Raw genomic sequence first — 17,364 nt, forward strand, 5'->3', positions numbered from 1 at the left:
AACGGTGTCAGGAGGTGAGGGACTTGAATCAAACGCTTTTATCAGTAGAGGAAACGTCTAAAGTATTGAAATTGTTAGGAGACCAGACTCGACTTACGATTGTTGGGCTCATTAAGGATACGGAGTGCTGTGTGTGTGAGCTTGTCGAGATCTTAGACATGTCTCAGCCTTCCATTAGCCAGCATTTGAGGAAACTGCGTGATGCAGGAATTGTGAAGGAGAAGCGGAAGGGACACTGGATGTTTTATGCCTTGAATGAGGATCATGCTGCTTTTGATTTAATCTCACGTATTCTAGAACACATGCCGGATCAGAAAGAGAAGATCATCGCTCTTGAGCAATCTGGTAAACGTATTGTGTGTGAGTAGGAGGAGTTAACGAGAATGGATGTAGGAATTGCTGTCGCCATATTCCTCATTACGCTTGTCTTTGTCATCTGGCAGCCGAAGAACCTTGGCATCGGCTGGACCGCATGCGCGGGCGCGATTGTGGCATTAGTAGCAGGCGTTGTGGATTTTGGTGACGTTGCAACCGTGACAGGCATTGTGTGGAATGCGACCTTAGCGTTTATTGCCATTATTATTATTTCATTAATTTTAGATGAAATTGGATTTTTCGAATGGGCCGCTCTTCATATGGCTCGCCTGTCAGACGGTAATGGATTGAAAATGTTTGTTTTGATATCGGTGCTCGGAGCAGGAGTAGCCGCGCTTTTCGCCAATGATGGTGCAGCGCTCATCTTAACACCGATTGTGCTTGCGATGGTGCGGGCACTTAATTTTGAGGAAAGAAAGATCTTTCCTTTCATTATGGCAAGTGGATTTATCGCCGATACGACTTCACTTCCGCTTGTAGTAAGTAACCTTGTAAATATTGTGTCAGCGGACTTTTTCGATATCGGATTTATCGAATATGCTTCGCGCATGATTATTCCGAATATCTTCTCATTAGTAGCCAGTATTATTGTGCTCTTCTTGTACTTCCGAAAAGATATTCCGCGTAAATACGATGCTACTCAGTTGCGTGAACCAAAAGAGGCGATTCAAGACCACACCATGTTCCGCCTGTCCTGGTGGGTGCTTGGTGTCTTACTTGTCGGCTACTTCGCCAGTGAGTTCTTGAGCGTTCCGGTATCGATCATTGCTGGAATTGTAGCGATTTTCTTCTTACTAATGGCACGTAGAAGTTCGGTCGTTGAGACAGCTAAAGTTGTAAAAGGGGCACCGTGGGCGATTGTGTTCTTCTCAATCGGAATGTACGTCGTGGTGTACGGTCTTCGTAACGTTGGATTAACCGATGTGTTAGCGAGTGTCATTGAAGCAGCTGCTGATCAAGGGTTATTCGTCGGGACAGTAGCAATGGGCTTCATTGCTGCCATTCTTTCATCTGTTATGAATAACATGCCAACTGTCATGATTGATGCGATTGCCATCGCCGATTCAAACGCGACAGGGATTATGAAAGAAGGACTTATTTACGCCAACGTCATCGGAAGTGACTTAGGTCCGAAGATTACACCAATTGGATCTCTTGCGACGCTTTTATGGTTACACGTTCTGTCGCAAAAAGGTGTGAAGATCTCGTGGGGGTACTACTTCAAGATTGGGATTATCCTTACGGTGCCGACGCTATTTATTACGCTAGTGGGGCTTTATCTCACGTTGTTATTGATGTAAGTCCATTAGCTTTGGATAGGAGAAAAGAATGCCATTCGTTATACTTGTTTCATTTGCATTATTCATCTATCTAACTTTTAAAGTACACCATATTGGAACGATGCTGAAACAACAACAAAAAGAACAAGAGGAGATCAAGTCTCTTCTTAAAATAATCATTAAAAACAATGACAAATAAAAGGAGCAATCAACATGACGAACCAAAAACCCGTTCTATACTTCTTATGCACAGGAAACTCTTGCCGTAGCCAAATGGCTGAAGCGTGGGGTAAACACTACCTTGGAGACACGTGGGACGTGAAAAGTGCTGGTATTGAAGCACACGGTCTGAACCCAAATGCCGTAAAAGCGATGAAAGAAGTCGACATGGATATCACAGATCAAACATCAGACATCATTGACCCGGAAATCCTAAATAACGCTGAATTTGTCGTAACTCTTTGTGGTGACGCCAACGACAAATGCCCAATGACACCACCACACGTTCGCCGCGAACACTGGGGCTTTGACGACCCAGCCAAAGCAGAAGGAACAGAAGAAGAGAAATGGGCATTCTTCCAACGTGTTCGTGATGAAATTGGCGATCGTATCAAGCTTTTTGCTGAGACAGGGGAATAAGAGTAGGAAGAAACAAAATAAAGAGACCAAATCACATAGATTTGGTCTCTTTTTTGTGTCAAAGACTATTGGATACTAGTACTTATATGATTTTGAAACCTTATTAACATAACGTCAGGAGCTGCTTTTTAATTTGCTAATTTCTGGGGTGTTTTTTGCAATCCTGATGTATAAAACAAGTGGGTAATTGTTATTTTATGTTAAAATTAATGTAGGGTTAGTGGAAGCATGTACTTATACGATCGGAGCATGATCTTTAATACGTATGATTTATAAGTTGAAAAAAATAAAGGACTGAGCTATATGAATCAGGTCGATATTGCGATGGCTATTTATATTGTTTTTATGATTGGGGCGACTTTTATAAGTTTTACATATGGCTCGACAATGATTAAAAGAACGGGATTTTTTCAACAAGCAGTCTTCATTGCAGGGACGATCAACTTTTTGTTAGGTCTGTGTGCCATAATCGGTTGGTTTTTCTTTGCTGGTGGTATAAATGAATTTTTACTATTTGGAGGTTTGGTTTTAGGCATAAGTTTATTAGTAGCAGGCGAAGGTCTTTTGATTACAATCTCACTTTTGAAACGGAAGAAGTGGATACAAATTTACCACGATAACAATAAATTTAAGAACAGCAATACTTAACTAACGGGTGCGATTGTTGAGAACAACTCTTTCTTTAGTAATGGGTTGTTTACTTTGATAAGTTAAGCTGTATAAATGATGGAGGTGTGAAATGTGTCTCAGGAAGTTAGTTTTATCTTAGTACTAGTATCTATGTCTATATGGGTTACGGTATCTAGAGAGGCTATAAAACCTTCAAAAGAAATAAACTGGTGGAAAATGATCACATTACTATCTGCTGGGACTTTAACTACATTCGTTATAACCTTTACCCTTTTCCAAGACTTGTTGTTATAGTTTCATAAACACGTGCGATTGAGATCATCGATTTCATTGCAAAAGATGTAACGAGGAGGGTTGAAAAAGTGACTAAAGTTGAAAACGGCAGACAAGAAAAGCTTACAGTCTTATCCGTATTTGCAGGAGGGATGGCAGGATTTGTAGTAAACGTTGGGTTAAGTTTGATGGCAGATTCTAGCATGACTGAGTACTATGGTATATCGATATTATTAGGTGTTATAGTTGGTTTGTTATGGGATATCACAGATAAGTTAAATAGCAAGTAGAAACTCCTCAAATCATCATCGACTTAAGCCCATATCGGACTGTTTCCAATAAAAATGCTTGGGCATTCTATTACCCAAGCATCAGACGCTAGCGTTTTTGAAATTCCTGTACATTCCCATCGCAGATATGGGAGCACCAATTACACAAAACCACGCAAACCATTCAGAGTAGCTACCCTCAGAAACAAATACCAGTTGAAAAAGTCCAAGCGCAAATAACAAGATACAGCCAATCATTCCAAAGATATAACGTACCCCTTTTCCCATAGAGAACCTCCTATACAACAATCTCTCATATTTATGTTACCACAGAGAATACAAAAATTACCATAAAACGTATGCTGTTTCTAAATCACTCCATAAGTAATCAAAAAATTAATTATCAAGTTTTTATTGAAAACGATTACAAATATATGTTACTTTATGTGTAACCGGTTACACATAGCAGGGAGTGAAAAGATGATTACCATAAAAGACGTTGCCCGTGAAGCAGGTGTATCAGTAGCCACCGTCTCACGAGTGCTAAATGAAAATGGCTATGTAGGAGAGGAAACAAAAAAGAAAGTCCAGAAGGCCATGAATACATTAAACTATAGTCCAAACGAAGTAGCTCGCTCCCTGTATAAACGGGAATCGAAACTGATTGGACTATTGCTACCAGACATAACAAACCCATTCTTTCCTCAACTTGCCAGGGGCATAGAAGATACCGTGAATCAGTCAGGGTATCGGCTGTTACTCGGAAATAGTGATGAGGAGTTAGAGAAAGAACTTGATTATATTCAGACGTTCGTCCAGAATAACGTCGTTGGCATGATTTCAGCGACAAACCATGTCGATCAAAATATTTATGACGCCTTACAAATTCCACTTGTCCTACTAGACCGTACGACAGATCAGTATCCTTCTGTCTACAGCGACGGACGGGAAGGTGGTAGACTTGCGGCGCGTACGTTGATTGAAAAGGGAGCCAAAAGAATTACGTTGATGAAAGGGCCAGCCCACGTGAAACCAGCACAGGATCGCTTTAAGGGAGCGGTTGATGTGTTGAGTGAAACGGATATTGATTTTTCCGTGCTTGCGACCACGTCTTATTCTTTCGAAGATGCCAAAGGGTGGGCTGAGGAACTGTTTCAGAAATACCCGAACACAGACGGCGTCATCGCAAGTAACGATATTGTAGGGATCGCCATTATTCATGAAGCGCTAAGGCTTGGTAAGAGAATTCCAGAAGATCTGCAAATTATCGGGTACGATGATATCCCGCAAAGCAGCCTATCCTATCCGCCGCTTTCAACGATCCGACAGCCAGCTTACGAAATGGGTCAGGCGGCAGCGGAGCTACTTTTACAAACGATTAAAAAAGAACCAGGGGTCGAAACGACAATCGAGATGCCTGTAGAATTTATAGAACGAGATACGACTAGAAAGGAATGAAGGTTATGAATAAACCAAAGATTGCAGTTATAGGCAGTTCGTCGATGGATTTAGTGGTTACCTCGAACAGACGTCCATTAGCAGGGGAGACGGTTTTAGGAGAGTCTTTTGAAACCGTTCCTGGAGGTAAAGGAGCCAATCAAGCTGTTGCGGCAGCTAGACTTGGAGCTGACGTCTACATGATTGGACGTGTAGGAGATGATCCATATGGGACGGAAATTTTGGAGAACCTGAAACGCGAAGGAGTTCATACCGACCATGTGGAACCGGTTACACATGTGAGAAGTGGAACAGCCCACATTATATTAGCTGAAGGGGATAATAGCATTGTCGTTGTAAAAGGGGCTAATGATCACGTCACGCCAGACTATGTGAATCAAGCTCGAGCTCGACTAGCTGAGTGTGATCTGGTTCTCATTCAACAAGAGATCCCAGAAGAAACAGTGATCGAGACAGCGAGGTTGTGCAAGGAGTTAAATGTTCCACTTTTATTAAATCCGGCACCCGCGAGAGAGATCCCTGAAGAGGTCATTGAACAAGTGAGTTATCTTACACCAAATGAACACGAAGCCGCACAGTTATTTGAGGGAGAAACCCTTTCAGCTATTCTGAAGCGTTTCCCAAATAAGTTATTTATTACAGAAGGAAAAGCGGGCGTTCGATTCTTTAATAACCAAGAAGAAGTGCTTGTCCCGTCCTTCCCAGTAGAAGCTGTTGATACAACAGGAGCTGGAGATACCTTTAACGCAGCATTTGCCACAGCGATCGCCGAAGGGAAATTACTATTTGAATCCTTGCGTTTCGCAAACCAAGCAGCGGCCTTATCTGTCACTGGATTTGGAGCTCAGGGCGGAATGCCAACACGAGCTGAGGTAGAAGGGGAGTTGAACAAATGAAGCGCCACGGCATAGTAAACAGCCATATCGCAAAAATATTCGCTGATCTTGGGCACACCGATACAATCGTAGTCGCCGATGCCGGTCTCCCGATACCAGACGGGGTCACGAAGATCGATCTATCCTTACAGCAAGGCGTGCCACGTTTCTTAGATGTAGTGGCATTGTTAAATGAAGAAATGGTTGTCGAGAAAACGACGGTTGCGAACGAAATGGAACAGAATGAAGAAGTGCATGATGGGTTTAGGGAATCGTTCGATGATGTGGAGTACATCTCACACGAATCATTGAAACAACAATTGAAGAACGCAAAAGCCGTTATCCGCACAGGAGAAGTTACACCTTATGCAAACTGTATTCTACACGCTGGCGTCACGTTCTAACAAAGGGGGATGAAACATGAAGATCTCTATGGAGAACATCCACAAAGCCTTCGGGACCAATCAGGTGCTCGAAGGTGTGGATATGGAAATTAAAGATGGAGAGGTTCACGCTCTAATGGGAGAGAATGGAGCGGGGAAGTCGACGTTAATGAAGATTCTCACAGGCCTTCATCAGAAAGACGAAGGGACCTTCACGATCGACGGAGAAGAGAAGACATTTGCTAATCCAAAAGAAGCCGAGCAGTTTGGGATTGCGTTTATCCACCAGGAGCTCAATGTGTGGCCGGACTTAACGGTATTAGAGAACCTGTTTATTAACAAAGAGCCTGTTACGAAGTTCGGTCTTATTCAAACGAAAAAAATGAAAGCGATTGCGAACGAGCAATTTGAGAAGTTAGCCGTTTCGATTCCTCTTCATAAAGAAGCCGGAGAGTGCTCGGTCGGGGAACAGCAGATGATCGAAATTGCCAAGGCACTCATGACCGATGCGAAAGTGATCATTATGGACGAGCCATCGGCTGCTCTTACAGACCGGGAGATCGAGAAGCTATTTGATGTGATTCGCTCGTTGAAAGCATCAGGCGTATCGATTGTTTACATTTCGCACCGTATGGAAGAGATCTTTACGATTTGCGACCGGATTACCGTGATGCGCGATGGACACACCGTTGATACAACACCGATTCCAGAGACGAGCTTTGATGATGTGGTTAGGAAGATGGTCGGTAGAGAGCTGACAGACCGGTTCCCAGAAAGAACGCCAGATTCTGGTGAGGCGGTACTTGAAGTGAAAGGGCTTGGCCGAAAAGGGGTCTTTCAGGATGTGAATTTCAACGCTCGCGCTGGTGAAATTGTCGGGGTAGCCGGATTGATGGGAGCTGGACGCACAGAAATTATGCGAACCCTATTCGGCTTAGACGGGAAGTATGATGGCGAGATTTTTGTAAACGGTCAGAAAGTAGACGTGAAGAATCCGAGTCAGGCCGTAAAGCTTGGTCTAGGGTTTATCACAGAAGACCGTAAAGGAGAAGGACTTGTCCTGGATTTCCCGATTAAAGACAACATTGCTTTACCAAGCTTAAGGAGCTTTACAAAGAATAGTTTGATTCAGGAAAAAGAAGAACAAGAATTCGTTGATCTGCTTATCAAACGCCTAACGGTTAAAACGGAATCTTCTAAAACAGAAGCCAAGAATTTATCAGGCGGAAATCAGCAAAAGGTCGTCATCGCCAAATGGATTGGGATTGGACCGAAAGTGTTAATTCTAGATGAACCAACGCGCGGTGTAGACGTTGGGGCGAAGAGAGAGATCTATCAGTTAATGAATGAACTAACAGACCGCGGCGTCGCAATCATTATGGTATCTTCTGAACTACCAGAAGTTCTAGGGATGAGCGACCGGGTTCTCGTTGTACATGAGGGGACCATTGCTGGGGAGCTCAACCGAGAGGAAGCCGACCAGGAGAAAATTATGACATTAGCAACAGGGGGTCAAGTCAATGGATAGTGCAATCAAAGGGGCAAAACAGGTAGGAAATATCACACAAAAATTAGGTCCGTTTGTCGGGCTGCTCGCTCTTATCGTAGTTGTATCGATTTTTAATTCTAGTTTCTTAGAACCGTTGAACTTATTAAATCTATTAAGACAAGTCGCGATTAATGCGTTGATCGCTTATGGAATGACATTCGTTATTTTAACAGGTGGAATTGATTTATCTGTTGGTTCTGTACTCGCGTTATCGAGTGCTTTAATGGCCGGCATGATGGTATCGGGTCTTGATCCGATCCTAGCGATTATTATTGGGTGTCTACTAGGTGCTGTGATGGGAGCCGTAAACGGTCTTCTTATTACAAAAGGGAAAATGGCACCGTTTATCGCAACACTTGCAACAATGACGATGTTCCGAGGATTGACGCTCGTATATACAGACGGAAATCCGATAACAGGACTTGGCGATAGCTACGCATTCCAGCTATTCGGACGTGGGTATTTCTTAGGTATTCCGGTACCAGCAATTACGATGTTTCTTGCTTTCGCCGTTCTTTGGGTGATTTTACACAAAACGCCATTCGGTCGTAAGACATATGCGATTGGTGGCAATGAGAAAGCAGCTCTTATTTCAGGTATTAATGTGTCTCGCGTTAAGGTTATGGTTTATTCGCTTGCAGGCTTATTATCTGCCCTTGCAGGTGCGATTCTAGTATCCCGTCTTGATTCGGCTCAGCCAACAGCCGGTGAAGCGTACGAGTTAGACGCGATTGCCGCTGTTGTACTAGGTGGTACGAGCCTATCAGGTGGTCGTGGATTAATTATAGGAACACTGATTGGTGCACTTATTATCGGTACACTGAATAATGGCTTGAACCTACTTGGGGTTTCTTCCTTCTTCCAGATGGTTGTGAAGGGTGTCGTTATTATCATCGCCGTATTAATTGACCGAAAGAAAGCAGCATAGGGGGATAAACATGAGAAAATTACGTCTTATAACTATGATGAGCCTCGTCCTTATTTTCCTAAGCGCCTGTTCCCTGCAACCGCCAGAATGGGCGAAGCCAAGCTCAGGCAGCGGAGAAGGGGACGTGAAAGTCGGACTATCCGTTTCAACATTAAATAATCCTTTCTTCGTATCAATGAAAGAAGGAGTCGAGCAGGAAGCTGAAGCACAAGGAATGGAAGTTGTTGTCGTGGACGCGCAAAATGACGCAGCGAAACAGGTAAATGATGTAGAAGATTTAATCCAACAAGGTGTTGATGTTCTACTCATCAACCCAACAGACTCAGCAGCCATCTCAACAGCCGTTCAATTTGCTAATAGTCTTGGCATTCCAGTTGTTACACTTGATCGCTCCGCTGAAAAAGGAGAAGTCGCAACGTTAGTTAGCTCGGATAATGAAAAAGGTGGCGAAATCGCTGGAGAGTATATCGTTGAACAAGTTGGTGAAGGGGCCAAAGTCGCTGAACTAGAAGGCGTACCAGGCGCATCTGCAACCCGCGAACGCGGAGCAGGATTCCACAACATCGCCGATGAACAGCTAGACGTTGTCGCCAAACAAACAGCAAACTTTGACCGTACTGAAGGATTAACGACGATGGAGAATATGCTTCAGGGGAACCCTGACATTGAAGCCGTCTTCGCCCACAATGACGAAATGGCCCTTGGCGCCTACCAAGCCATCCAAAGCTCAGGCCGCGATATTCTCGTTGTAGGATTTGACGGCAACGACGATGCCATGAGCAGTATCAAAAGCGGAAACCTCTCCGCAACCGTAGCCCAACAGCCGATTGAGATTGGTAAACTAGCTGTCCAGGCGGGGGATGATGTTCTTCAAGGGAACGAAGTAGAAGACACAATTCCAGTGCCGCTTAAGCTTGTGACGGAAGAGAATGTAGAAGAATAAGGTTTTGAAGAACCCGGGTGTCAGGCACCCGGGTTTATTGTTAACTTCTCAACTGATTTTTAAAGAACAAGACAGTCTCTAGTTCATCCTCCCGATCTTCAAACAGATCAAGCTCCTTACCAACCGCAACCGCAAATTCGATATACGCATTTCCTTCAGCTGTAATTAGGTTCTCACACACCGTCACATCAGCCTTGCTTTTATAAGACGGATTAAAGCACGAAGGGAACTCTTCTATTTCAATCGAAGTAGAATATTCCCGCTCTCGTAATACAGAGCTTGCCCCTAAGAGTGTAGACGCCCCGCAAATCGCGGCGATCCACTTATTCTTTTCATCAAATTCCCGAATAAGGGTAGTGATTTTACTTTCCTCTAAGAGTGGCTCAGGATCTCCCCCTGGAAGGATTAATAGATCGTACTCCCCGGCCGCGCATTCGTCGATCGTTTTCGTGACCTTCACCGTAAATTGACCGCTGTGCGTCACTTCTGACTGAAGAGCCGTCGTCTCAATCTCACAATCTGTAACGCTTAGGATGTAGGATAAGGGACTAACCTCCCAATCCACATAGCCTTCGTATAATAAGAATAATGCTTTCAATGAATCCATCCTTTCTACTGGATCGTTTATACAATATATTGAAAATTCTAACATAAAGCAAAGCGATTGTTGAAACATTTAGAAAAATAAGGAAGGGAACCTTTTCTGCTGTATGGAACGAGTCCTAATAGTATAGTAGGTAGAAGATGTGATTGAGGTGGAAATGGTGTTTGTTACCATTATGAGATTTCAACTTGAGAAAGTGAAACAGTATTACACCATTCTAGGGACCGAAGGTTTCACTATAAATGCAGGGATTTTGAAAGAATCATTACAGTTGATGAAGATGGAATAGTGGTCGATTATCCAAGTTTTTTCGTTCGGGAACATTGAAATTCGATCCATGAATCAAGGATCTTTTGGTACAATAAGTAAAATAGCTTCTCTAGGAGGTGTAGGCAATTGAAAAGAGTGTTCCTACAGGGAGCGATGATGGTTGGCATTAGTGGCCTTCTCGTGTTCATTGGTTATTCATTCAGAATCAAGCTCCTTATGCTTTCTTACTCTGAAGAAACATCTTCAGGGATCACAGTAGGTGGTTCCATTCTGCCTATAGTCATTGCTGCGATTTGTTGCTATCTATTTGACCGGATATATTATCGAACAAACGTAGTGTGAAGAACGATCAAGTAATTACGTACATAGTATGTTAGCTTTGTACTCTCTACTAGGAGGCGTATTCGCTTAGGAGGTGAATACGCCTTTTTTACGGGGGCGATAGCTTCCACGAAAGCTGTATAAGTACTGGATGTTTTTTCCTCCTCTATTACATGAGTCGTATTATGGATTGATAAGCATATCTTAATTGCCATTTTGTAAAATGGCGCACAGCGCGATTAGTGGGGGTTATTTTCCAACCTCGCTTCCTTGTACAGTATACTTCCGTTCCTCTACATATGGCAAAGGTGGTTCGGAAAATTGCGAGACTCCTGCGGCAGGAGGAGCCTAGTAAAAGAAAGCTGAAGTTCGAATAAGATCGTCACATCGTGTGACAACGTCGAACGACCCCACGTCGTGTGGGGTCGCGGAAAGCGAGTGATTTCCCGAACCACCTTACACTCAACCTAAGCTAGCGGAAGTATATTCCCATTTTCGCTTCCTCCTTGCTAAATGATCAGGAATAAATCCACCCTATTCAGGGAAAACAGAAATCAAGATCATTCGATTAAAGGAGAGGGACCATGGAGGAAAAGAAGACCTATCAACAACGACTAAAAAATTTAAACCCAGCCCGTGCAATAGAACGAGGACAAGCTTATTTCTCTGAAAAAGAATTCGGAGAAAAAGTACGCGCCTATAGCGGCCGTCTAGGAAAGAAAGGCGTATACTACAGCTTGCTCCTTTTCTACGCATTCAAAAATCCTGATACACCAAAGAAAGCAAAACTAACGATCGCCGGTGCGCTTGGATACTTAATCCTGCCCGTAGATGCCATCCCCGATTTAATCCCGGCCGTTGGTTTTGCTGATGACAGTGCCGTAATTATTTACGCAGTATACCAGGTGTTGTCTCATATCAATGACGACGTTCGCGCTCAAGCAAAGGAACGTGTGAAGAAGCTGTTCGGGGATTCGATTGATGTGGATGAGCTCGAGGATCCTAAGGAATCGGACCGCCCGGCTGAAGGATAATCACCAAGACTTTTCTGAGTAGGGTTACTTAGGAAAGTCTTTTTCGGTATGATGGAAGTAGATTGAAATTCGGGAAGGGCGTGGGAATGATGTTTGAATGGGCATACGTCCCGGACTGGTATGTGTGGATGACGGCGGTAGTGGTCGTTCTGTTTATTGCAGCGACCGAGTATTTCTTAAAGTAGGGGACTTTTCCCATTGGTCGTGTTATTGACATTTGTTAAAACATAATGATATAGTTTCTAACTAATATAAAAATAATAATAACTCTCTCTGACAATAGAGGCGCGAGTATGATGAGTAGCTCTCCGGAGGACAATGGGTCCAGCGATGGGGAGGGAAAGGCAGATCGCCGAGATAAAGAGTAGCCATTCTATTCTTTGTTGGGCTGGTATTGAACAAATGCCAGACTGTCGCAATGCTAAGGTTGTGGAGCACTATTGAAGAGATGTTGTACATATCTTCAAGGTCTATTTCTAGAAGAACCGTATGAACATCGCTTCATACGGTTTTTTTGTGTTGCAGAGGAGACAAAAGGAGATTTATAGATGCAAACAGTAGAAGCGAACGTACAAACAGATATGGAAATTGGTGGTGTGAGTACGGAGAAGCTTGTTGAAGAATATGGAACGCCTCTTATGGTTTATGACGAAGGGATGATCCGTCAGCATGCCCGCGCATTTCGCGGCGCGTTTAAGTCGAGTGGTCTTGATTTCCAAGTCGCTTATGCGAGTAAAGCGTTCTTGTGTAAAGAGATGGCGCGCTTGGCTAAACAGGAGAAGCTTTCCCTTGATGTCGTGTCAGGTGGAGAATTATACACAGCACTCCAAGCAGGATTCCCGGCAAGTCGTATTCACTTTCACGGCAACAACAAATCAGAAGAGGAATTAGCGATGGCGCTTGATGCACACATCGGCTGCTTTGTCGTTGATAATTTCCTTGAGCTTGAGATGTTACATGACCTTGCGAATCAACGCAATCAAGAAGTGAACATTTTGCTACGAGTGACGCCAGGGGTGGAAGCTCATACGCATGAATACATTATGACCGGGCAAGAAGATTCGAAGTTCGGATTTGGTTTATCAAACGGGCAAGCGGAAACAGCGGTCCAAATTGCGACTCGTAAACCACAGTATAACCTGTTAGGCATCCATTCTCATATCGGTTCGCAAATGTTTGAGACAGATGGATTTGACCAGGCCATTCAGATCTTAACTGGATTTGTGTATCAGATGAATAAGAAATACGGTCTAGAATTACCGGTTCTAAACGTCGGTGGCGGATTTGGCGTTCGGTACACAGAAGACGATCAGCCACTGGCTATCTCTGAATACGTTCAAGCCATTTCAGCAAGTGTGAAAAAGCACTATACCGATCATGAACTGCCCTTCCCTGAAGTGTGGATTGAACCAGGTAGAAGTATGGTAGCAGAAGCGGGTACAACCTTATATAAAGTCGGCTCTAAGAAAATCATTCCAGATCTCCGTACGTATATCACGGTTGATGGAGGAATGACCGATAACATTCGCCCAGCCCTTTATCAAGCGAGATACCAGGCAATGTTAGCCAATCGTCCTGATGAAGAGGCAACAGAACTCGTGAGCGTAGCCGGGAAGTGCTGTGAATCAGGTGATATGCTGATCTGGGATCTGATGTTACCCCCTACAAATTACGGGGATATTCTCGCTGTGTTAAGTACAGGAGCTTACGGGTATTCGATGGCAAGTAACTATAATCGTATTCCGCGTCCGGCTGTCGTGTTTGCACAAGACGGGGAATCGCGTGTTGTGATTGAGCGAGAGACGTATGAGGATTTGGTGAGGAAGGATCAGTAGATGTAAGCCCCTTTGTGTTCTCAAGTGAATATCGTTATGTTAAGCTGTAATTACCATCATCTGGATTTTTCGTGATCTGAAGTTGGGTTTTTAGCAGCACATACATAAGGGTTTACTGAAGAACACTCCTTAAAGGTTCTTCATGAATCGATTATGCTGTTGTTGACGAATATGGGGGAGGTCAATCTATGGTACGAAAAGTGAATATGGTATTGCCAGGCCTGGTGCTCGTGTTATGCATTTATGAGCTCTTTATTAACTCTGGAGATTGGCCGATTGAGGTTATTTTTCCCCTAGTGGCATTGATGTATTTCTTTTTTGGCCTTGAAGAGTTAAGAGATAGGAAGAAACTGCGCGGGGGTTTATATATTGTTACCACCCTCGTTCTTATAACGAGCGTCATTGTCGATGTAGTGCGAGAGACCATGTAACCCTATAGAAAAGCGGCCTCGTCAGGTTTACTAGACGAGGCCGCTTTTTCTGGCTTAATAGGGGAAGGGAACAGCTTCCTTACCCCGCCCTCTGTGACGTTTTCGCTCCATATCACATTGAAAAGGTAAGAGAGAAGCTCGATCTGTGACATTTTGATTGAATTATAGAGGCAAAAGGTAAGAGGTCGGGCCTATCTCTTACCTTTTATAGAAAAATTCCACACAAAACGTCAGAGAAACGCTTCTTCTCTGACGTTTTTGCATGAAACAGTATTAAAAAGGTAACAGATCTGTGTGATTAGGTTAGATTTTCACTAGATATTTCTTGCTCTTATACAAATATCTATAAAAATCAAGCTGTTTTCTTCGTCTTACCTTTCCGATCTTCCGCTTTATCCACAACTGCAGCTCCAACAATATCTCCGAATACGTTCGAAGCTGTACCGGCCATACCAATCAGAACGTCAACACCTGCAATTAGTGCAACAATCTCGAGTGGTAAGTTGAACATGGTTAAGACAGCAGAGAGTGTCACAAGTCCAGCTGCTGGAACACCAGCTGTCCCGACAGATAGAAGCGTACCAATCACAACGATTGTAAAGAAGTCGCCGACAGACAAGGATAAGTCTGTGATGTTCGCTGCGAACACGATCGACACACCCATACGCAAAGCGCCGCCATCGGAGTTAAACACCGCACCGAGCGGCAGGGTGAAGTGAGCGACGCGCTCTGATATACCAGCTTTCTTCGCCGTATCAATCGCAACTGGTAAAGTAGCGACACTGCTTGAAGTGAAGAACGCTGTCGTATAAGCGTCCTTCGTTGCCGAGAAGAACGGCTTCAACGGATGACCTGATAGCTTCAGGAATGTTGTGTAAACAAGTGCCCAAAGAACAGCAACCCCTGCATAAAAGACAGCCGTAAAGCTAAGTAAGGACTGAAGCGTTTCCCAACCTTGGCCGCCAAACGAAGAAGCGCTAATTCCGAAGATCCCAATTGGAGCGTATAAGAGAACGCCATTTAAAAGTTTATAGAAGAGTTCATTCAGCGCCTGGAAGAACCGATCTAACAACTCCCCGTAGCCTTTCATCTTCTCTTCACTAGAGAATTTCATCGTCGAGATCGCGATACCGATAATGACAGATAAGAAAAGAATCGACATGAGATCACCATTCACAAATGGTGCGACGATGTTATCAGGAATAATGTTCATCAACACATCACCAAATGAAGGCGTATCCGGTTTCTCGACGTTAGCGTTTGGAAGCTCTAGATTCTTACCTGGGTCGACTAAGAAAGCCAGTCCAAGTCCAATAAACACCGCTGCTGCTGTCGTGGCGATGTAGTAAAGGATGAGTTTCCCGCCCATGCGACCAAGTGTAGGTAAGTTCATCTGATCCACTGCCAAGACAACCGTTAAGAAGATGACCGGGATGGCGATGAGTTTTAATAGGTTGATTAATAGATCTCCTAGGGGCTTAACAACCGTTGCCTGTTCGCCAATCGCTAAGGCAAGCAGTGTACCTGCAAGAAAACCAATAAACATTTTAAGAACGAAAGATGTTTCTATGTATTTGTTGAAGAGTGATTTCAACGAATTTCCTCCTTTTTCTTTATAATAAATACGAAGTAAGATGTCCTTACGAATTTTATCATGGATTGTACAGAAGAGATAGCTATCTACTTTAATAAAGAAGAGTACAGAAAGCGAAACGGGTGGAGGAATATTTTACTAGAGGGTAAATGCAAGATTCCGAATTCCAAATGTTTACTTATATTGATATTCTATTTATTAACATGCAAGGCGGGGGAGTGGGAATTGAAGAAGAAACGAACATTAGTCACAGGTATTATTCTGTTAATCCTAACGCTTATCCATATTTACACGACAAATTCATTAGCACTAGCCTGGATTAGCGAGATCGGCAGCATCCCAATCGGTGTAATGAATATTTGGATAGGGTTGAAGAAATCGTAGTATTATCAGCGATCAGCGGTGAAGGCGCCGCAGGGATAGAAGGGGCAATCTAGTGTGGAGAGTTAAACAGGGAAACTTTTCATTCGTTTTCTTTATAGAACTAAAAGGTTAATGGAATAAAGTTGTAGAAACATGTAACTGGTCGTAAAATGAAGGAGGACACTAATGAGCAAATTCAGTTTGTTTGGTAAGTTTATCGTACAAGAAGGTAAGCGTGACACAATGGTCAGTATTTTGTTAGAAGCAGCAGAATCATTGGAGGATCTTGAGGAATGTGAAGTGTATCTCGTAAATATTTCTGAAAGTGAACCAAATTCTGTTTATGTTTATGAAGTATGGAGTAGCGAAGAGGCTCATCAAGCTTCTCTAACTCTTGAAACTACACAAACGTTAATTAGTCGCGCAAAACCACTTATAACTGGAATGGAGAGAGTTAATACCCTGACGACAGAAGGTGGGAAGGGGATTTCATAGTAGGGATAAGGGGACAGGTCCATTGTCCCTCTGTGACGTTTTCACTTCACATCTCAGTAAAAAGGTAAGAGAGACGCTCGATCTATGACACTTTCAATGGATTACCGGAGCATAAGGTAAGAGATCGCATGAATCTATGACCTTTTATAAAATAAAACACAAAAAACGTCAGAGAAACACTTGATCTCTGACGTTTTTGCATACAAAAGTATTGAAAAGGTAACAGATACCCGTATACTAACCTGAGGAAGCGCCAAAACCGTCCGGAGCTTCATCGCTCACTCCGTATTTTCTCCTGTTCTATCAGTCTATCTTTATCTTCTAAAGAAAAAATTCCCGGGTCCCAGTTTTCTAATACACCATAGCCGCCTACTAATTCCTCATTGATTTCATAAAGAGTGGCTGATAGCTGGTCACCATTGGGCTGCTTTTCCTCTAGAGTATAGGTGGTTATTGTAGCAACTTGCTCCTCTTTGTTATACGCCTCTATATCTAAGCCCGCATTTTGCAACATTTCTATACGTTCTGGGTAGTAATGGATCACTTGTGTTCTTGAGGTACATTTTGATTGAATATGCCACCCGTATTGTAGCAAGTAATCTTGATGATGTTTAGAGATGGTCTCACTCTTCTTGTTACACTCTCCATAACTTGATTCTTCGTTTGTAGGATTAGACTCCAGATTAATCCATATGAGTATAGACAAAGTGATGAACAGAAATGCAGGTACAATGAAGTATCGCAAGGAATAACCTCCTTCACACAACAGGGTTAAAAACTACAATCTCTTTGAACGAATTCGAATTGTCCGTACC

General features: G+C 43.3%; 25 protein-coding genes and 1 riboswitch. Of the genes, 21 read left to right on the top strand and 4 right to left on the bottom strand.

Translation table 11 applies throughout. The features are described from left to right. The first annotated feature begins 23 nt into the window (after positions 1-23). The 7 genes from IEW76_RS10335 to IEW76_RS10365 all read left to right on the top strand — a co-directional run bounded on the left by IEW76_RS10335 (position 24) and on the right by IEW76_RS10365 (position 3,487). Positions 24-368 carry an ArsR/SmtB family transcription factor gene (locus IEW76_RS10335; RefSeq protein ID WP_188653517.1) on the top strand — a complete coding sequence of 115 codons (345 nt, stop codon included), beginning with the start codon at positions 24-26 and terminating at the stop codon, positions 366-368. Between the two features lie 15 nt (positions 369-383). Continuing rightward, the gene (locus IEW76_RS10340) at positions 384-1,676 is read left to right on the top strand and encodes an arsenic transporter (RefSeq protein ID WP_188653519.1); all 1,293 of its coding nucleotides are present in this window, start codon (positions 384-386) and stop codon (positions 1,674-1,676) included. Positions 1,677-1,704: 28 nt separating this feature from the next. Beyond that, positions 1,705-1,854: a hypothetical protein gene (locus IEW76_RS10345; protein WP_188653521.1), complete on the top strand. Its 150-nt coding sequence runs from the start codon at positions 1,705-1,707 to the stop codon at positions 1,852-1,854. 14 nt (positions 1,855-1,868) lie between these two features. Further along, a complete protein-coding gene (gene arsC / locus IEW76_RS10350) occupies positions 1,869-2,294 on the top strand; it encodes an arsenate reductase (thioredoxin) (RefSeq protein ID WP_188653523.1) in 426 nt (141 codons plus the stop codon). A 303-nt stretch (positions 2,295-2,597) separates the two neighbouring features. Then, positions 2,598-2,942, top strand: coding sequence for a hypothetical protein (locus IEW76_RS10355; protein WP_188653525.1), 345 nt, complete (start codon positions 2,598-2,600; stop codon positions 2,940-2,942). Positions 2,943-3,035: 93 nt separating this feature from the next. Continuing rightward, positions 3,036-3,218 carry a hypothetical protein gene (locus tag IEW76_RS10360; RefSeq protein WP_188653527.1) on the top strand — a complete coding sequence of 61 codons (183 nt, stop codon included), beginning with the start codon at positions 3,036-3,038 and terminating at the stop codon, positions 3,216-3,218. Positions 3,219-3,286: 68 nt separating this feature from the next. Continuing rightward, entirely contained in the window at positions 3,287-3,487 is a 201-nt protein-coding gene (locus IEW76_RS10365; protein ID WP_188653528.1) for a hypothetical protein, read from the top strand. Between the two features lie 81 nt (positions 3,488-3,568). Here the strand turns inward: IEW76_RS10365 and IEW76_RS10370 are convergent, their stop codons facing one another. After that, positions 3,569-3,754 carry a hypothetical protein gene (locus IEW76_RS10370; protein ID WP_188653530.1) on the bottom strand — a complete coding sequence of 62 codons (186 nt, stop codon included), beginning with the start codon at positions 3,752-3,754 and terminating at the stop codon, positions 3,569-3,571. A 192-nt stretch (positions 3,755-3,946) separates the two neighbouring features. Between IEW76_RS10370 and IEW76_RS10375 the strand changes: the two genes are divergently transcribed. The 6 genes from IEW76_RS10375 to rbsB are packed head-to-tail and all read left to right on the top strand — an operon-like array spanning position 3,947 to position 9,602. Then, a complete protein-coding gene (locus IEW76_RS10375; protein ID WP_188653532.1) occupies positions 3,947-4,924 on the top strand; it encodes a LacI family DNA-binding transcriptional regulator in 978 nt (325 codons plus the stop codon). 5 nt (positions 4,925-4,929) lie between these two features. Next, positions 4,930-5,820 (top strand): ribokinase, encoded by an 891-nt coding sequence (rbsK, locus tag IEW76_RS10380; protein ID WP_188653534.1) that lies wholly within the window; start codon positions 4,930-4,932, stop codon positions 5,818-5,820. Beyond that, positions 5,817-6,203 (top strand): D-ribose pyranase, encoded by a 387-nt coding sequence (gene rbsD, locus IEW76_RS10385; protein WP_188653536.1) that lies wholly within the window; start codon positions 5,817-5,819, stop codon positions 6,201-6,203. The genes rbsK and rbsD overlap by 4 nt, the downstream gene beginning before the upstream one ends. Positions 6,204-6,219: 16 nt before the next feature. After that, complete coding sequence (locus IEW76_RS10390; RefSeq protein WP_188653538.1) at positions 6,220-7,710, top strand: sugar ABC transporter ATP-binding protein; 1,491 nt, start codon at positions 6,220-6,222, stop codon at positions 7,708-7,710. After that, a complete protein-coding gene (gene rbsC / locus IEW76_RS10395) occupies positions 7,703-8,659 on the top strand; it encodes a ribose ABC transporter permease RbsC (RefSeq protein WP_052115123.1) in 957 nt (318 codons plus the stop codon). The genes IEW76_RS10390 and rbsC overlap by 8 nt, the downstream gene beginning before the upstream one ends. Positions 8,660-8,669: 10 nt before the next feature. After that, positions 8,670-9,602, top strand: a complete 933-nt coding sequence (gene rbsB, locus IEW76_RS10400; protein ID WP_188653540.1) for a ribose ABC transporter substrate-binding protein RbsB — start codon at positions 8,670-8,672, stop codon at positions 9,600-9,602. Positions 9,603-9,642: 40 nt separating this feature from the next. Here rbsB and IEW76_RS10405 read toward each other — a convergent pair whose 3' ends face one another. Next, a complete protein-coding gene (locus IEW76_RS10405; RefSeq protein ID WP_188653542.1) occupies positions 9,643-10,200 on the bottom strand; it encodes a DJ-1/PfpI family protein in 558 nt (185 codons plus the stop codon). Positions 10,201-10,348: 148 nt separating this feature from the next. Between IEW76_RS10405 and IEW76_RS20840 the strand changes: the two genes are divergently transcribed. The 6 genes from IEW76_RS20840 (at position 10,349) to IEW76_RS10430 (ending at position 14,097) form a co-directional block, all read left to right on the top strand. After that, positions 10,349-10,495 (top strand): hypothetical protein, encoded by a 147-nt coding sequence (locus tag IEW76_RS20840; RefSeq protein WP_229721198.1) that lies wholly within the window; start codon positions 10,349-10,351, stop codon positions 10,493-10,495. Further along, positions 10,471-10,533 carry a hypothetical protein gene (locus tag IEW76_RS21085; RefSeq protein ID WP_373285976.1) on the top strand — a complete coding sequence of 21 codons (63 nt, stop codon included), beginning with the start codon at positions 10,471-10,473 and terminating at the stop codon, positions 10,531-10,533. The genes IEW76_RS20840 and IEW76_RS21085 overlap by 25 nt, the downstream gene beginning before the upstream one ends. Positions 10,534-10,602: 69 nt before the next feature. Further along, the gene (locus tag IEW76_RS10415) at positions 10,603-10,818 is read left to right on the top strand and encodes a hypothetical protein (protein ID WP_188653545.1); all 216 of its coding nucleotides are present in this window, start codon (positions 10,603-10,605) and stop codon (positions 10,816-10,818) included. A 563-nt stretch (positions 10,819-11,381) separates the two neighbouring features. Next, positions 11,382-11,831, top strand: coding sequence for a YkvA family protein (locus IEW76_RS10420; RefSeq protein WP_188653547.1), 450 nt, complete (start codon positions 11,382-11,384; stop codon positions 11,829-11,831). Positions 11,832-12,103: 272 nt separating this feature from the next. Continuing rightward, a riboswitch (Lysine riboswitch) is annotated at positions 12,104-12,279 on the top strand. Positions 12,280-12,379: 100 nt separating this feature from the next. Beyond that, on the top strand, positions 12,380-13,666 hold the full coding sequence (lysA, locus tag IEW76_RS10425; RefSeq protein ID WP_188653550.1) for a diaminopimelate decarboxylase: 1,287 nt from the start codon (positions 12,380-12,382) through the stop codon (positions 13,664-13,666). A gap of 188 nt (positions 13,667-13,854) precedes the next feature. Beyond that, positions 13,855-14,097, top strand: a complete 243-nt coding sequence (locus tag IEW76_RS10430; RefSeq protein ID WP_188653552.1) for a hypothetical protein — start codon at positions 13,855-13,857, stop codon at positions 14,095-14,097. Between the two features lie 352 nt (positions 14,098-14,449). Here the strand turns inward: IEW76_RS10430 and IEW76_RS10435 are convergent, their stop codons facing one another. Next, positions 14,450-15,691 (bottom strand): dicarboxylate/amino acid:cation symporter, encoded by a 1,242-nt coding sequence (locus tag IEW76_RS10435; protein ID WP_229721199.1) that lies wholly within the window; start codon positions 15,689-15,691, stop codon positions 14,450-14,452. A gap of 225 nt (positions 15,692-15,916) precedes the next feature. On the opposite strand from IEW76_RS10435, the gene IEW76_RS10440 reads away from it, so the two are divergent. Both IEW76_RS10440 and IEW76_RS10445 read left to right on the top strand, forming a co-directional pair. Next, positions 15,917-16,075 (top strand): hypothetical protein, encoded by a 159-nt coding sequence (locus IEW76_RS10440; RefSeq protein WP_188653554.1) that lies wholly within the window; start codon positions 15,917-15,919, stop codon positions 16,073-16,075. A 165-nt stretch (positions 16,076-16,240) separates the two neighbouring features. After that, positions 16,241-16,549, top strand: a complete 309-nt coding sequence (locus tag IEW76_RS10445) for a putative quinol monooxygenase (RefSeq protein ID WP_188653556.1) — start codon at positions 16,241-16,243, stop codon at positions 16,547-16,549. Positions 16,550-16,820: 271 nt separating this feature from the next. Here the strand turns inward: IEW76_RS10445 and IEW76_RS10450 are convergent, their stop codons facing one another. After that, positions 16,821-17,294 (bottom strand): DUF4830 domain-containing protein, encoded by a 474-nt coding sequence (locus tag IEW76_RS10450; RefSeq protein ID WP_188653558.1) that lies wholly within the window; start codon positions 17,292-17,294, stop codon positions 16,821-16,823. Positions 17,295-17,364: the final 70 nt, after the last annotated feature.

It is taken from the genome of Pontibacillus salipaludis (assembly GCF_014642405.1).
Lineage (GTDB): Bacteria > Bacillota > Bacilli > Bacillales > BH030062 > Pontibacillus > Pontibacillus salipaludis.

Excerpts from the sequence above, each read along its gene's own strand:
- IEW76_RS10355 (WP_188653525.1), top strand. The coding sequence starts at position 2,598 with ATGAATCAGGTCGATATTGCGATGGCTATTTATATTGTTTTTATGATT.
- rbsB (WP_188653540.1), top strand. The coding sequence starts at position 8,670 with ATGAGAAAATTACGTCTTATAACTATGATGAGCCTCGTCCTTATTTTC.
- IEW76_RS10340 (WP_188653519.1), top strand. The coding sequence starts at position 384 with ATGGATGTAGGAATTGCTGTCGCCATATTCCTCATTACGCTTGTCTTT.
- IEW76_RS10370 (WP_188653530.1), bottom strand. The coding sequence starts at position 3,754 with ATGGGAAAAGGGGTACGTTATATCTTTGGAATGATTGGCTGTATCTTG.
- arsC (WP_188653523.1), top strand. The coding sequence starts at position 1,869 with ATGACGAACCAAAAACCCGTTCTATACTTCTTATGCACAGGAAACTCT.
- rbsK (WP_188653534.1), top strand. The coding sequence starts at position 4,930 with ATGAATAAACCAAAGATTGCAGTTATAGGCAGTTCGTCGATGGATTTA.
- IEW76_RS10420 (WP_188653547.1), top strand. The coding sequence starts at position 11,382 with ATGGAGGAAAAGAAGACCTATCAACAACGACTAAAAAATTTAAACCCA.
- rbsD (WP_188653536.1), top strand. The coding sequence starts at position 5,817 with ATGAAGCGCCACGGCATAGTAAACAGCCATATCGCAAAAATATTCGCT.
- IEW76_RS10445 (WP_188653556.1), top strand. The coding sequence starts at position 16,241 with ATGAGCAAATTCAGTTTGTTTGGTAAGTTTATCGTACAAGAAGGTAAG.
- rbsC (WP_052115123.1), top strand. The coding sequence starts at position 7,703 with ATGGATAGTGCAATCAAAGGGGCAAAACAGGTAGGAAATATCACACAA.
- lysA (WP_188653550.1), top strand. The coding sequence starts at position 12,380 with ATGCAAACAGTAGAAGCGAACGTACAAACAGATATGGAAATTGGTGGT.
- IEW76_RS10390 (WP_188653538.1), top strand. The coding sequence starts at position 6,220 with ATGAAGATCTCTATGGAGAACATCCACAAAGCCTTCGGGACCAATCAG.
- IEW76_RS10345 (WP_188653521.1), top strand. The coding sequence starts at position 1,705 with ATGCCATTCGTTATACTTGTTTCATTTGCATTATTCATCTATCTAACT.
- IEW76_RS10375 (WP_188653532.1), top strand. The coding sequence starts at position 3,947 with ATGATTACCATAAAAGACGTTGCCCGTGAAGCAGGTGTATCAGTAGCC.
- IEW76_RS10430 (WP_188653552.1), top strand. The coding sequence starts at position 13,855 with ATGGTACGAAAAGTGAATATGGTATTGCCAGGCCTGGTGCTCGTGTTA.